The sequence below is a fragment of the Bradyrhizobium sp. IC3123 genome (genome assembly GCF_020193625.1).
Classification (GTDB): Bacteria; Pseudomonadota; Alphaproteobacteria; order Rhizobiales; family Xanthobacteraceae; genus Bradyrhizobium; species Bradyrhizobium yuanmingense.
Genome location: NZ_JADYVF010000010.1, coordinates 168,737 through 182,233 on the forward strand (window position 1 = coordinate 168,737; position 13,497 = coordinate 182,233).

A 13,497-nucleotide genomic window follows, 5' to 3' on the forward strand; every position below is an offset into this window, starting at 1 on the left:
CATGTTGTCGGCTGTGCGTGCCGCCAACGGCACGAGGACCCGCACCACGCGTGTTACAAATGCAATGATCATCTTCCGCGCTCCGCTGCCAACCGACTGGATCGAACATATGCCGTCAACGCACGTGCCGTCGTCTCAGGGACCACGGATGTTATGCATTCGCACGATCGTGGTTGCGACACCGCAGCGGCTCTCGGGCGGTTGAAATGCAGTGAGCAAAACGTGCGTTGGAAACGTGGCCGATCGTTCACACATCGTCGCTGAGCCGGCTTGATCGGCCTGATGTCGTCAGAGGAGAGAGCGAATGACCACGTTCAAACTATTGTCGATAGGATTGATCGCGGCCGCAATGCTGGGTGGCCCAGTCATGGCGCGCGAGCACCAGCGCGCCGCGCAGCAGCCCGACGTGGCCGCCGATACAGTCGCGGCGACCACGCCGTTCCATTATCCGGGCGAGCGCGCCTGCGTTCCGGCGCCGCGCGTCGGCGCCTTTGCAACCGCGCCGTGGACCGGCAACAACGTACCGTGCGAGCCGGGCACAGGCAGCTAGTACTGATTGGGTGACGCGGCCTGCCCTATAGCTTCGCCGCGTTTTGCAATAACGAGGAGCGGACTGCGCTGGTCGGCCCGCTCCTACGCGTGCGTCGCGCCGATCCGCGAGACGCTCTTCGCGAGCGGCTTGCCTGATATTCTGACATCGAATTCAGTTGGATCGCCTCGTACCGGAGCTACCTCTCCCTCATCACTGACCCGGCCATCGGCAACCTCGCGCGGAACATGGCCGGACAGCGCAACAAGAGGAGTCATCCATGAAACGTGCAATCATGATTCTGGCGACAGCAGCACTCGCCTCGACGCTCGCCGTTGGCGCGGCCAATGCCCATGGCGGCGGTGGTGGCGGTGGCCACGGCGGTGGTTTTGGCGGTGGCGGCTTTGGCGGCGGACATGCAGGCTTCGGCGGTGGACATGCGGCCTTCGGCGGCGGCGCGCATTTCGGCGGCATGGGCCATGAGGGAGATTTTGCCGGCGGCGCCCGGTTCGGCGGCGAGCACCTTGGCCTCGGTGGTCATGACGTAGGCCTGCGCCAGCACGCGTTTCACCACTTCCGCCGAGGCGGCTATGGATTCTACGGCGCCTATCCAGATTGCTACGACTGGTACGAGTTGCATCCCGACCTGCCGTTACCGCTGAGCTGCAGCTAACCGCCGCACTCTGCAACCATTGGTCTGGAGCAGCGGGGGCGCATTGCCATTCGCGTCGAGGCAGGAGTCGATGAAGTGCGTCGTTCTATGCGCGTGGCCACGTCAGGCACGCCCTGCGGTAAGCTCGTGAGCATCGCCTCCTTCTTCCGAGGTGCGCTGCCCGCGCTGTGCTTCCGTGCACTTCTGCAAGGCGGCCTAATCGCTGCGATGCGGTCTGCGCGACCGCAGAATAGCTAAGGCGGAGCCCCGCTCATCTCTCGCGATCGAGGAGGCTGTTGCGCTCCCCTGGGCCCGTCCCGACTATAAAGCCTCGACCGGCGCGGCGCTCGACGATCGCACATCGGTCTCTCGATAGCGTTCCACCGCTTCAGACGACTTGTACTAAATTGGCCCCGACGGTTTTCCTCGAGCAGGTTGCTCATTGCGGGCCGCGCTCGCAGCACCCAGCTCCACAAGACCACGACATCTGGACAACAAATCGCGGCATCCAACCCAAGATCTAGCGTCATCACCCATTCGACTAGCAGATCTTTGGAATTGACCTAAAACGACTCGCGATCTTTTGGCGACGGACGCGAAACCAATGACTTAATCGACTCGCATTTGATTGGTCCCGACAGCACTCAGGAATCGCTGAAAACGGTCGCGTACCGAAGGTGCGCGGATTGATTTCTGATCATTTCGACTTGGCGCGCTACGGTTTCTCCGCCGGAATCCGACCATCCGGATCCATTTTCAGATACTCACCGCGATCGGTGGTGAAAGCCGCGGTGCTGGGCAACGCCAGGCGTTGTCTGGTAGGCCCTGTTGGGCCCAAACAAGGGAGCCGCGCCGCCAGGGCGTTCCAGGCCCATTCTGCCTGCTGGCGTCAATTCGCAGTCGTTCAACACATCCCGATCGGGATATTGCGCCTGAAACAAATCTGGATGTTGAGTCGCCCACAATGGGCACTGGGCGCTTGCAGAGCTTATCGCGCCAATCGACATCATCGCTGCAATAACAAAGGTCCTGAATCCAGTCATGGTCGTGCTCCGAACGGCTGTTGTTTTCGTGCGGAGCATTCGCGCTGACTCGAACCGGCTGCTCTGTTGAAATGCGCTTCCTTCGAATTTCTTGGTTGAGCATTAGGTGGGTATGCGCTCGGGAAAAACACGTGGGTGAACAATCACGCCTGCGCGAATGGCAAATCGGTGTGCTCATCATCGCGTGACGCACCCCGGAGACGAAAGACTCCAAACCGTGACGCAACTGCCAGCATGAAGCCGAGTGCGGGGTTTACAGATTCGCACGAATTCGACCGCCAACCCGCGCGTGATGCCGAGGACGTTACCAGTCTTGCAGGCGTCACCGATTGCGAGGGCGTGGACCGAGGCTCATCTAACTCATCATCGTAGGTCTATCGGAGAAACTCCCATGCGATCGGGTCTCGTTTTGAGCCTTTTGATTATCCTGTGGGCCCCCGTCAGCGCCGCGGTGGCAGGCCAGGTCCATCGGCACCATGCAAAAGCGCATCCTCGTGTTCTGACGACTGGGAGTACTGCGGCCTGGGCTTATTCACCGGCACGGCCGGACCGCCGTCAACCGGCCCCGCACTATGATGATCAACCAGAGCCAGGTCATAATCCTTACGAGAGATGGGGTGGTTAGCACCCCGTCGCCTCCGCGTCGCCGCCGGCTTGGCGCCCCTTCGAGCGCGGCGATGGACCGCTAGTTCGTTGCCGACCTCAATCCCGGTTCAGTAGGCGTTCGCCCGCGCCCGTTCGCGGGCTTCGCGGCGGCGCTCTCGGCGCTCGCGCCGACGCTTGGCCCGGTCGGCTGGCTGCGGCAGCGGGGAAAGCGGAGCAATCTCCAATACCGGCTGGGACGTCTCATCGACCGGGGCCGCCAGGCTGGGCTCGCTTGGTACCGGTCGGGCTTCCATGAACGCCAAGATGTCTCGCCCCTTCGACGTCAGTCTCCAGCCACCGCTGATGCGCTCGACCAGCCCCTGTGAAAAGATGTCGAGGTCCGGCACCCGGCTGGCAAGACGCCTCGTCCGGTCGGCCCAATCGCGGCCGCTGGTCGCCAGGATCGCCATGTCGCGCTTGAGGTCTTCCATGACGGCAAAGCCATCCGGATAGCTCACCAGGATCTTCAAGACCGTAACCTGGAAATTCACGCCCCGGCCCCCGCTCTGGCTCAATCAGCGCCAGAAGATTCACTGCCGCGAAAACGCCCACCGTACTTTGCTTCGGTGCCTTCGCGATTCAAAAATGTTAAGTTCGAGAAAGAAGTGCGCACCGGAGAGCGGGGCTGCAGCCCGCGTCGGGCGAACCTAAAGCTTCCGATACGTCACATGCGCCGTCGCGAACGGAATGCCCGCGCGCCCGGCGGATCCGCGCACGATGCAGGCGCGGTCATCGATCGCATAGAACCAATCATCGAAGTTCAGCTTGAACGACTTTCCATCGCCTTGGGGCGTGTCGCGCGTGTACATCCAATGGAATGCACAACCGGCCTGCTCGCCGGTGGCTTCGCCTTCCAGGCGGTTCTCATGGCCGGTGTATTGGCCTTCGCCCAGCTTGTGGATCGTCCAGCGCAACGTGTCGCTATGGCCGTCATCAAAGGTGTAGGTTTCAGTCAGAACGACAGTGTCGGTGTCCGCGTCCAATTCGCCATGCGCCGTGATCGTCGCCCGCTTCAACAGCCCGCCGACGAGACTCTCGACCACCGCCCATCCTTCCAAGCGACCAACGAAGAACTGCTCAGGGAGAAACACCGGCGTGGTGCCAGCGAACGCATCAATGACCATGGCTTTTCCTCCGAAACCGATGACGACTAAGCCGCCTCTCAGCACCAGGGTTCCTCAGGAGGAAACCTGCCTGGCTCTGCTGGGTGCTTGCAACGCATACAGACGCTGCGTCACAACGCGCGCTCCCCTTCATCCGGAACACGTGGACAAGCCCAGCCCTGCCGTTTGGGAATCTCTGACCCGTGTTAACAGCCCGGAACGATGTGGCGGCGGCACGGATTCGTCCCGCAGGAGCAATCTCGCATGCTGATGACCAGGGAAAGACGGCCGGCGATCCGGACCTTACGGGGATGGGCCACCCACGTGCTGCACGAGGCCGGCGCGATCTGCGAATGCGAGGAGCACGGCTGGGCCAGGGATCGCGCCGACCCGCACGCGCGCCATCGCGCGGTCGCGCTTGCGCGCCAGGATCCGCCGGACGGCGTCTCTGCCGATCAGGCCGTCGCGGAGATCAACGATGTCCTCGATACGATCGGCGATACATGTCCGGAGTGCCCTGACGAGGGCCTTTGAGGCCTGCGACTAGGACCTTCGCGTACCAAGCGGCATAGGGCGTGTTTTCGATTTAATTCCGGCGTCACGGGATGCTTCATGCCGATTTCCGCCGCGCCCCTGCGGCCGGCTTTTTCGCGGACGTCTCCCTGGCGGCCGCCTTCTTGCCGGCGATCGGCATCAGCATCTCCTTCTGGCCGGCCGCCGCCTTCCTCGGCTTCTTCGCCGGCTTGTCCGCCTTCGCGGGCGCGGCCTGCTTCCCGACTTCCTTGCCGACGCTCCGCCGCAGCGCCTCCATGAGGTCGACGACGTTCTCGCCCTTCGGCCGCTCCTTCGGCCGGATCACCTTGCCGGCGCGCTTTTCGTTGATCAGGTCGATCAGCGCGGTCTCGTAATGGTCCTCGAACTTTTCGGGCGCGAAGCGTCCGGCCTTCTGGTTGACGATGTGCCGGGCGAGATCGAGCATGTCCTTGGTGACCTTCACGTCCTGGATGTCGTCGAAATATTCGGCCTCGCTGCGCACCTCGTAGGGGTAGCGCAAGAGGGTGCCGACGAGGCCCTTGTCCATCGGCTCCAGCGCGATGATGTGCTCGCGGTTGGTCAGCACCACGCGCCCGATCGCGACCTTGTTCATCTCGCGAATGGTCTCGCGGATCACCGCGAAGGCGTCGTGGCCGACCTTGCCGTCGGGCCGGATGTAATAGGGGCGGATCAGATAGCGCGCGTCGATGTCCGATTTGTCGACGAACTCGTCGATCTCGATGGTGCGCGTGGACTCCAGCGCGATCTCCTCGAGCTCTTCCTTGGAGACCTCGATGTATTGGCCCTTCTCGAGCTCATAGCCCTTGACGATGTCCTCGTTCGTCACCTCGTCGCCGGTCTCCGCGTCCACCTTCACGTATTTGATGCGGTGGCCGGTCTGCCGGTTGAGCTGGTTGAACGAGATCTTCTCGCTCTCGGAGGTAGCGGGATAGAGCGCCACGGGACAGGTGACGAGGGACAGTCTCAGGAAGCCTTTCCAATTGGCGCGCGGGGCCATTTACGCAGAACTCCGGTTCGAGGCGACTTGGATTCAAGACGAACGGCCGGCCCGGGTTCCGACATCGGGAGCAACATTCATGACGAGCACGCTTTGCGGCGTCTTGCTCCATGTTTTGGTTTAGGCGGCGCCCGACTTGACAGAATCGACCACCAGCCGGCGCAACCAGACCGCGCCGGGATCGTCGTGACTTCGTTCGTGCCAGAGCAGGCGATAGCCGTAGGGCGTCACCTGCGCCGGCGGTTTCAGCATCACGAGACCGAGCCGCGGCGCAAGCTGCCGGGCCGCCCGCGAGGGCATGGTCACCAGGTAATCCGACGCAGCCGTGATCACCGCGGCCGTTGCGAAATATGGAACACGCAGCGCGACGTGCCGCTTGTAGCCGCGCTCGGCCAATGCGGTATCGATCGGCCCGCCCTGCCCGCCAAAAATGCTGACCACGATGTGCGGGCAGGCCGTGAACAGCTTGATCGGCAGCACGTCCTTTGCCCCGCGCATCTGCTTGAGCAAAGGATGCCCTTGCCGGACCAGCGTCACGAAATTTTCGCGGAACAGCTCGCGCGCCCGAAACGAGCCGGATACCGGATTATCGGCATACAGCACGAAATCGACCTGACCGTCAGCGAGCATGCGGAACACATCACGCGAGAAGCTGACGACCTCGATCGCCGCCCCGGGTGCCTCGCGCGCAAAGTGGGCGGCGACATTGGGCAGGATGGCGAGCGCCCCATAATCGGTCGTCGCGATGCGAAAGACGCGGTCGGTGGCGGAAGGATCGAATTTCGGCTTGTGGAGAAATGTCTCGACGCCGCCGAGCAAGGTCGCCAGCGGCTCGCGCATCGCCTCGGCGCGCAGCGTCGGCGTCATGCCGCTTGCCGCCTTCACCATCAGCCGGTCACCGAACAGGCGCCGCAGCTTTGCCAGCGCACGGCTGATCGCGGGTTGGCTGCTGCCGAGACGCTCAGCGGCGCGCGTGACGCTGCCGGTCTCGAGCAGCGCATGCAACACCACCAGCAGGTTGAGGTCGACTTTCGCCAAATCCATCGAACGCATAATGTAAATTCTATCATGACATTTGTGGATGATGCCAGATCATCGTACACAGACCCCACCGCGATAGGCTGGAGAAGCCGTATGCCATCACATCTGAACATCAGCCGCCGCATAATGCTCGCAGGCGGCGCGGCCGGAGCGATGACGCCGCTGCTGGGCATGCCGGCCGCGATCGCGCAAACGCCTGCTGGCAGGGCCAATTCCGGCCACTACAGTTTTCGGATCGGCGATATCAAGACAACCGTCGTCAGCGACGGCACGCTGAGCGGCAATCCGCGCATCTATGCCCACACCGCCCAGGCGGAGGAACTCGGCAGGACGCTGAGCGATGCGTTCCTGCCGACCGACACCTTCAGGCTCAACCTGAACACGCTTCTGCTGGAAACCGGTGGCAGGAGAATCCTGATCGAGGCAGGTGCAGCGCAAACGCTCGGCCCCGATGGCGGACATCTATTCCGCAATCTTGCGGCGATCGGCGTGGAGCCCGAGCACATCGACGCCATCGTGATCACGCATACCCATCCCGATCACGTCGGCAATCTCAGCCGCGCCGACGGATCGAGCGCTTTTCCGAAGGCGACGGTCCATCTTCCCGAGGACGATTTTGCGTTCTTCATCCGTAACGAGCCTGACCTGTCGCGGCTGCCCATGCCGGAAGATTTCCGGCGCGCCTTCATCGCCAATATCAAGCGAAGCGTGGCGCCCGTCGCCAAGTCTGCCGTGCTGTACCGGCCGGGCAGCGAGTTGTTGCCGGGCATAACGACGATCGCCGCCGGCGGCCACACGCCGGGCATGTCGGCGATCCTGGTGCATTCCGGCGCGCAAGCATTGCTGATCACGTCCGATGCCGCCTATAGCCCCCTACTCAACATCGACAATGCCTGGCGGCCCGGGCCGGATCTCGATCCCGATACCGCGTTGCAGTCGCGCAGGCGCTTGTTCGACCGCGCTGCGACGGACCGCATCCCGGTGCTTGGATTCCATTTCCCGTTTCCGGGCATCGGCAACATCAGGAAGACGGACGACGGCTATCGCTGGGTGCCGGCGAACTGGCGGTTCGAAGGCTGAGCCAGCCCGAAGATGCGAAAGCGGCTATCGTAGGATCTCAAGCCCATCATTCTACGACCGCCGTATGCAGAAGCGCTGTTCTATCCAGGCGCCGCCCCGGCGATTTCCGAGATGAATCGTCCGCAGCGCTCTACGATCAGATCCTTGTCGTTATCGAGCGTGGCGACATGATAGGAATTGTCGAGCCAAAGCAGGCGCACGTCGTTGGAACTGACCTCCTGCGCGATTCGCTTGCCATTGGCCGCCGGCACGACGTGGTCCTCTCTGGAATGAATGGCGAGCGTGGGACAGCTGACCTTGCGCAGCAGGCTTTCGGTCGCAGCAATCAGGACGTGGACCTGCCGGAGGCAAGCGAGTGGCACCTCCTGATAGGCCAGCTCCTTGACGCCGGCGGCCTTGATGTCCGATCCGATGCCGGGAACGCGCTTCGGCGCCGCGCCGTCCGATACGAGCTCGGCCATCGCGCCATCGAAGATTCCGGCGGCACCGTTGATCGGCACGGCGCCTGCGACGATGTTCGGAAAACGTGCGGCTAGGTTGAGCGTCAGCGTGCCTCCCATGGACAGGCCGGTGACGAAGACCTTGGTGCCCTGGCCAGCCAGCTCGTGAAGCGCCTGCTCCGCCGACGCGAGCCAATCGAGATAGCCGGTCGTTTCCATGTCGTCCGGTGAGGTGCCGTGGCCCCGCAGGCGAGGCCCGCTGACGGTGAAGCCGAAGCGCCGGTGAAGCTCTTCGCCGAGATACCGCATGCTTTGCGTCGTTCCCGTGAAGCCGTGGAGCACGAGGACCGCAGGCCCCTTGCCCTGCATGAAGAATGGTTCGGCTCCAGCCATCACATCGGTCATGTCATCTCTCCTGTTGTCATCGCGGCTGCGGCCGCATCCGTTCTCGTTTCGATATCGAGGCAATCATGACTGGCGCCTTGCCGAATATGCGGCCGCTGCAAGGCCGATGATCGCACCCTGCAGCATCAGCTTGGCGGATTCGCCAAGCCCCAGACTCGTCAGCAGGTTGAAGCTGAATGTCAACATCAAGGCGGCGACGGTCGGGCCGAGCCCCTCTCCCAGGACTATTGCATATGGTGCTTTGCGCGAGCTGAGCGCGCGCCTCGTCCTTCAACGCCCGCTAACGGCGGGCGTCTCGAAGAATGGCCACAGGCGAGATCGCTCCCATATGCGATCGCCCTGCCCCTTTCCGGAGCCGAAGGTAACGCCGTCGGCGTGAACGGCGCTAGCGGACCCGCTCGAACGTGATGCGGATCTTCGTGCCGTCAGGTCGTTCAAAATTCTCGGTCATGACGTCGCCGTCGACCACCAGACGCAATTCCTTCCGCGTCCGAACGCTGCCGATCCAGTTCGGAAAGGTGCAGCCCTCGACCTTGTTGCCGCTGAACTCGCCGTTCTCATCCACCGTGTAGGTGCCGAAAAAGCCGATGCTGCCGGCCATGGCCGCGCGGTTTTCCGCGTCCGTGCCCTCGCCCCGCACGCTGGAGGCAAAGCGCGGGACGTCCGAGTCGGTCAGCACCTCGATGAAGTGCATGTCCGGCGTGAAGGTCAGCAGCCCGTTCGGCCGCGCGCCATAGGCCGGCAGGTTCTTTCCTTCCGGATCGATCTGAGCGGAGACCATTCTCCAGGTGCCGAGCACCTTGTTCGGCGGCGTAGCGTGGACTGGAGCACTCATCAGGCAAACTCCCAAAGCGATCATCACCAGATTTCGACGGGTCATGTTGGAGTCCTCTGCTTCGTCTTTCTACGCGGCCGCCGGGCCTCGGAATGGCGGACCTGCGCGAGGCCGCTTCAAGTGCACAGATCCGTCCTCGCCTGGGTGCGGGACGACTCCGTCGCTAAGCGAGCGCCGGTCAGTCTTGCCGAGACATCCCACAGATGAGACGCCACCGCATCGTCATCGGCCTGCGGCGGCACGCGGGCCACGGACGGCGAACCGCGGATTTCGCCGAACTTGTCCGGACCGTAATAGCCGCCGGGGACGATGTCCGGCGACGTCGCCGCGAACAGCGTCGGCAGCGCACCTTGCGCCGCCGGCTGAAACAGGAACCAGAGGGCGGTCCGCGCCAGGCCGGGAAGGCTCATCCGGCCGGCGCCATTCGGAATGAGGTCGGTCCGCGATACGCCGGGATGGGCCGCAACGCTGGTGATGCCCCAGCCGAACCTCCGGCTGCGTCGCTGCAGCTCGAACGCAAACATCAGGTTCGCAAGCTTGGACTGGCTGTAGATCGGCATCGGCTGGTAGCGACGCTCAGCCTGCAGATTGTCGAACTCGATCGCTCCGCTGCGCGCTGCCAGGCTGGACACGGTGACGACGCGCGGCTCGACGCCCTTGTGCAGCAGCGGCAGAAGCTCGGCCGTCAGCGCGAAATGGCCGAGGTGGTTCGTGCCGAACTGCATTTCGAACCCGTCGGCCGTTACTTGCCGGACAGGGGGCATCATGACCGCGGCATTGTTGACGAGCAGGTCGAGACTGTCCCGTTGGCCACGCAAACGGGAGCCGAAGGCCCGCACCGAATGAATATCCGCAAGGTCGAGCCGTTCGAACCGGACGTTCGCGTTGGGCTGACGGGATCGGATCCGCGCGACGGCGTCTGCTCCCTTCGAGGCATTGCGACTGGCAATGATCACTTCGCCGTCCGCACGCGCCAACGCCAGCGCATCTTGGTAACCCAGGCCACCCGTGCCCGTGACAACGGCGCAACGCCCCCGCTGGGACGGAATATCGCTCGCACTCCAACCAGGCATCGGGCCATCTCCCACGGCACAACATCACATCGGGCCAGTTAAATTACACCTAGTGTAATTTTCAAGCGTTGTGCCGCCCGAGCCTGTTGACCTTCTCGTGAACGACACCTGCGCCGCGGCCCTCCCGCGCTGCGCGATTCAGTGGCCGCAGCGAAGCTCTGAGGATCCCGCGCAGCCGGACAAGCAAGAGGGCGGCTAGCGCCCGCAGCTTGGCCAGCGTCCCGGCGCGGATGACGGTCAGCACGGGGAGCAGCGCGAGCAGAAGGCTGAGGCCAATCCAGCGCAGAAGGCGGCCGGCCAGAAAGGCCTGGATCGTCGGGGTCCATTCGTCCACCACGAGATTGACAGTCGCGGCGAACGCCGCCTTCGCACCGAGACAGAGGAAGCTGTTCGAAACGACGTTCGCCAGATCGAAGCAGGGATGGAACGAGATGGCGCACAGCAGGATGAGAACGCCGAAATTGCCGAGATGCGGCGAACGTATGGCCTTCACCGCGCGCGCGAGGGTCCGAGCGACAAATCGACGCTGGTCACGTTCCCTTGACGAGCCTTGCACGGCGCCGTCGAGGCGCTGCTCGCCGGCATGACGGGCTCGCGCGTCATGTATCGTCCGGGGGACGGATTGCAGGCTCCTGCGAGGTCTGCTGATTGCACGGCGAGGCCGGTGCGGCGCGCCCTGGCGATGGCTGGAGGCGACGTAACCGGCAGGATTGCGGCGTAGAAGCTCGATGTTGCCGGAGCTGCGCGTGCGCTGGTCCTTCCCGGCCGCCGCTTGCAGCAAACCGGCCTCGGCATCGTGGAAATCGCAACGCGAAGCATCGGCATCCCGGTCGTTCGCCGGGCCGTCCCTGTCTGCAGTCATCTTGATCCAGTTCGCTGGTCTTGGACGCCTCGAATCGGCCCGAGCCTTGCTGGCCGGCCTCACATGCAGTAATTTCGCACTTGATGCGGAATTTTATCGCACTGAGTGTAATTTTGAATGAGGCCGTTGTGTGTCGAAACAGGACGGAGACGACCCATCACCGAAAAGCGAGGGACTGAGGGAGCAAAAGCGCCGCGAAACGTTGCGACGGATCACCGACACCGGTCTGAGGCTCTTCCTTCGGAACGGCTATGAGGCGACGACGCTCGACGCCATCGCGGAGGCAGCGGGAATTTCGCGTCGGACCTTCTTCTATTATTTCAAGTCGAAGGAAGACATCATCCTGGCCTGGCAGGGCGGTCTCGCCGAAGCCATAGGGCGCGCCGTTCTGGAGCAATCGACCAAGCAGCCGCCGCTCGAAGCGGTGAAGAATGCACTGGTCAGACTCACGGCGTCCTACGAGGACGTCCAGGCCCGGAAACAAATGATGGAGATCGACCGGTTCATCCGCACCAACGAGACGCTTCGCGCCCGCGAGGCCACCAAATACGCCCAACAGGAACAGGCGGTCTTCGACGCGCTATGCACGATGTGGCCGCAGCCCAAGCGGCGAACGGCACTCCGCATAGTCGCGATGGTCTCAATCGGAGCTTTTCGCCTTGCGATCGACAGTTGGAGCCAGGATGAGGGAAGGCGTCCCTTCGCCGCCTATTTGCGGGACCGTTTCGCAAACATGAAGGCGGAAGCTTGAATCCAGGGGCTGTGACTGAGGCGCAGCCTCGCAAGGCTTATTGCGCCGCGATGCCCTCAGCCCTCCACCCGGTACAGCCGCCACCTTTCGGGCACCCCCTTGAGCCGGTGCTGGCCATGATCCCTCAGGTTGATTGCGGACTGCGCCGCCATCAGTTCCTTTACCGCGCTCGAAACCAGCACCTCGCCCGCGCGTGCTTTCGCTGCAACCCGGGTGCAGATGTGGAACGCGAGGCCGACCATTTCGCCGCCGCTGATGGTGTATTCGCCCGCGTGGAGACCCACCCTGATCTCGAGGCCGAGCGTGCGCACGGCTTTCTGAATCGCGGCCGCGCAGGCGATGCCGGCAGCGGGTTTCCTGAAGGTCGCCAGCACGCCGTCGCCCGTGGTCACGACCTCCTTGCCGCGGCACGTCTTCAGCTCCTTGCGGACCGCCGCGTAATAATGGCCTATCACCTTGGTCCAGCGCGCATCGCCGAGCTTGGCTGCCTTCGCCGTGGAGCCGACGATGTCCACGATGAGGATGGTGGCGAGCGCCTGCTTGAGCTCGGCGGCGCGGGCAGCCGACCGGCGCCGGTTCGCGATGGGTCCGGTCAGCGGCTCATAGCGGTGATTGCGGCGCCGCGCGATCGCGGCTTTCGTGTACTCCTGCGCGCGCTGCGCGGTGCCGCAACGGATCGTCTTCTCCTGCGGCGACCGCGACCAGTAGACCTTGCGCCCGGCGCCGGCGCCCTGCACCTCCACCGCGCCCCATTTCAGGAAGACCGCCGCGCCGACGCGTCTGACGCACCACGCCTTCGAGGTGTATCCGGAGACGTTGGACTGATGGACACCGATGCGGAGAAATTTGGGCATGAAGGTGCGGCCAGAGACCGTTTGGGCGTAGCTTCGGCAAGGCTAGTCGGACAATCCGGCCTTGGCAACCGGACCTCCGGCCTCTGACTCCGGCGGGACAAGCTTATCCAGGAGCGATGTCCAGATCGATGTGCTATCCTCCTATGGGGCGGCAGAAGAAAATCCGGAGAGAATTTATGGCAACGAGTGTCAAGCAAATGCTGGAAGCTGCGAACGCGGCGGTCCCGAAGATCACCTCGGAGCAGGCGGCCGAGATGATCAACAAGGGCAACACGCTGGTCGTGGACGTTCGCGATGCGCCGGAAGTCGCCGCCAGCGGCAAGATCGCCGGCGCCGTGAACGTCTCGCGCGGGATGCTGGAGTTTCGCGCCGACCCGGAGTCGCCCTATCACGACAAGGCGTTCGACAAGGACAAGACCGTCATCCTCTATTGCGCATCCGGCGGCAGGTCGGCGCTGGCCGGCAAGCTCTTGAAGGATATGGGTTACGAGAACGTCTACAACGTCGGCGGCTTCAAGGACTGGACGGGCGCAGTCGAGAAGTAGCGAGAACAGCGGCGCGGTTCCGTTGACTGCGCTGCGAACTCCGATTGGCACTTTCTGCGGCAAGGCGCGTTGCGGTGTTGTCGAGGA

The 13,497-nt window shown here is 63.4% G+C and carries 16 protein-coding genes; 6 read left to right on the top strand and 10 right to left on the bottom strand.

The window, feature by feature from the left end; genetic code table 11:
- Nucleotides 1-304 precede the first annotated feature (304 nt).
- The gene (locus I6F20_RS27840; protein WP_225128731.1) at nucleotides 305-550 is read left to right on the top strand and encodes a hypothetical protein; all 246 of its coding nucleotides are present in this window, start codon (nucleotides 305-307) and stop codon (nucleotides 548-550) included.
- 259 nt (nucleotides 551-809) lie between these two features.
- Nucleotides 810-1,202 (top strand): hypothetical protein, encoded by a 393-nt coding sequence (locus I6F20_RS27845; RefSeq protein WP_109145158.1) that lies wholly within the window; start codon nucleotides 810-812, stop codon nucleotides 1,200-1,202.
- 1,735 nt (nucleotides 1,203-2,937) lie between these two features.
- On the opposite strand, the gene I6F20_RS27850 is transcribed toward I6F20_RS27845, so the two are convergent.
- Both I6F20_RS27850 and I6F20_RS27855 read right to left on the bottom strand, forming a co-directional pair.
- Nucleotides 2,938-3,360: a hypothetical protein gene (locus I6F20_RS27850; RefSeq protein WP_225128732.1), complete on the bottom strand. Its 423-nt coding sequence runs from the start codon at nucleotides 3,358-3,360 to the stop codon at nucleotides 2,938-2,940.
- Nucleotides 3,361-3,516: 156 nt separating this feature from the next.
- Entirely contained in the window at nucleotides 3,517-3,993 is a 477-nt protein-coding gene (locus I6F20_RS27855; protein ID WP_225128733.1) for a DUF3833 family protein, read from the bottom strand.
- A 243-nt stretch (nucleotides 3,994-4,236) separates the two neighbouring features.
- Here I6F20_RS27855 and I6F20_RS27860 point away from each other — a divergent pair, with 243 nt between their 5' ends.
- Entirely contained in the window at nucleotides 4,237-4,506 is a 270-nt protein-coding gene (locus tag I6F20_RS27860; RefSeq protein ID WP_225128734.1) for a hypothetical protein, read from the top strand.
- A 76-nt stretch (nucleotides 4,507-4,582) separates the two neighbouring features.
- On the opposite strand, the gene ku is transcribed toward I6F20_RS27860, so the two are convergent.
- Together ku and I6F20_RS27870 are read right to left on the bottom strand one after the other, a co-directional pair.
- A complete protein-coding gene (ku, locus tag I6F20_RS27865; RefSeq protein WP_109145160.1) occupies nucleotides 4,583-5,524 on the bottom strand; it encodes a non-homologous end joining protein Ku in 942 nt (313 codons plus the stop codon).
- 120 nt (nucleotides 5,525-5,644) lie between these two features.
- Nucleotides 5,645-6,577, bottom strand: a complete 933-nt coding sequence (locus I6F20_RS27870; RefSeq protein ID WP_225128735.1) for a LysR family transcriptional regulator — start codon at nucleotides 6,575-6,577, stop codon at nucleotides 5,645-5,647.
- Between the two features lie 81 nt (nucleotides 6,578-6,658).
- Between I6F20_RS27870 and I6F20_RS27875 the strand changes: the two genes are divergently transcribed.
- On the top strand, nucleotides 6,659-7,645 hold the full coding sequence (locus I6F20_RS27875; protein ID WP_370129345.1) for an MBL fold metallo-hydrolase: 987 nt from the start codon (nucleotides 6,659-6,661) through the stop codon (nucleotides 7,643-7,645).
- Between the two features lie 80 nt (nucleotides 7,646-7,725).
- Here the strand turns inward: I6F20_RS27875 and I6F20_RS27880 are convergent, their stop codons facing one another.
- The 5 genes from I6F20_RS27880 to I6F20_RS27895 all read right to left on the bottom strand — a co-directional run bounded on the left by I6F20_RS27880 (nucleotide 7,726) and on the right by I6F20_RS27895 (nucleotide 11,179).
- Nucleotides 7,726-8,490: an alpha/beta hydrolase gene (locus tag I6F20_RS27880; protein WP_225128737.1), complete on the bottom strand. Its 765-nt coding sequence runs from the start codon at nucleotides 8,488-8,490 to the stop codon at nucleotides 7,726-7,728.
- A gap of 63 nt (nucleotides 8,491-8,553) precedes the next feature.
- On the bottom strand, nucleotides 8,554-8,676 hold the full coding sequence (locus I6F20_RS38015; protein WP_260345905.1) for a hypothetical protein: 123 nt from the start codon (nucleotides 8,674-8,676) through the stop codon (nucleotides 8,554-8,556).
- 199 nt (nucleotides 8,677-8,875) lie between these two features.
- A complete protein-coding gene (locus I6F20_RS27885) occupies nucleotides 8,876-9,325 on the bottom strand; it encodes a lipocalin-like domain-containing protein (protein ID WP_225114035.1) in 450 nt (149 codons plus the stop codon).
- 116 nt (nucleotides 9,326-9,441) lie between these two features.
- Complete coding sequence (locus tag I6F20_RS27890; protein ID WP_225128738.1) at nucleotides 9,442-10,398, bottom strand: oxidoreductase; 957 nt, start codon at nucleotides 10,396-10,398, stop codon at nucleotides 9,442-9,444.
- Between the two features lie 61 nt (nucleotides 10,399-10,459).
- A complete protein-coding gene (locus tag I6F20_RS27895) occupies nucleotides 10,460-11,179 on the bottom strand; it encodes a hypothetical protein (protein WP_225128739.1) in 720 nt (239 codons plus the stop codon).
- Between the two features lie 283 nt (nucleotides 11,180-11,462).
- Here I6F20_RS27895 and I6F20_RS27900 point away from each other — a divergent pair, with 283 nt between their 5' ends.
- A complete protein-coding gene (locus I6F20_RS27900) occupies nucleotides 11,463-12,011 on the top strand; it encodes a TetR/AcrR family transcriptional regulator (protein WP_225114033.1) in 549 nt (182 codons plus the stop codon).
- Nucleotides 12,012-12,067: 56 nt separating this feature from the next.
- Here I6F20_RS27900 and I6F20_RS27905 read toward each other — a convergent pair whose 3' ends face one another.
- Nucleotides 12,068-12,865 (bottom strand): adenylate/guanylate cyclase domain-containing protein, encoded by a 798-nt coding sequence (locus I6F20_RS27905; RefSeq protein WP_057026102.1) that lies wholly within the window; start codon nucleotides 12,863-12,865, stop codon nucleotides 12,068-12,070.
- A 176-nt stretch (nucleotides 12,866-13,041) separates the two neighbouring features.
- Between I6F20_RS27905 and I6F20_RS27910 the strand changes: the two genes are divergently transcribed.
- Entirely contained in the window at nucleotides 13,042-13,410 is a 369-nt protein-coding gene (locus tag I6F20_RS27910) for a rhodanese-like domain-containing protein (protein ID WP_109145166.1), read from the top strand.
- Nucleotides 13,411-13,497 lie beyond the last annotated feature (87 nt).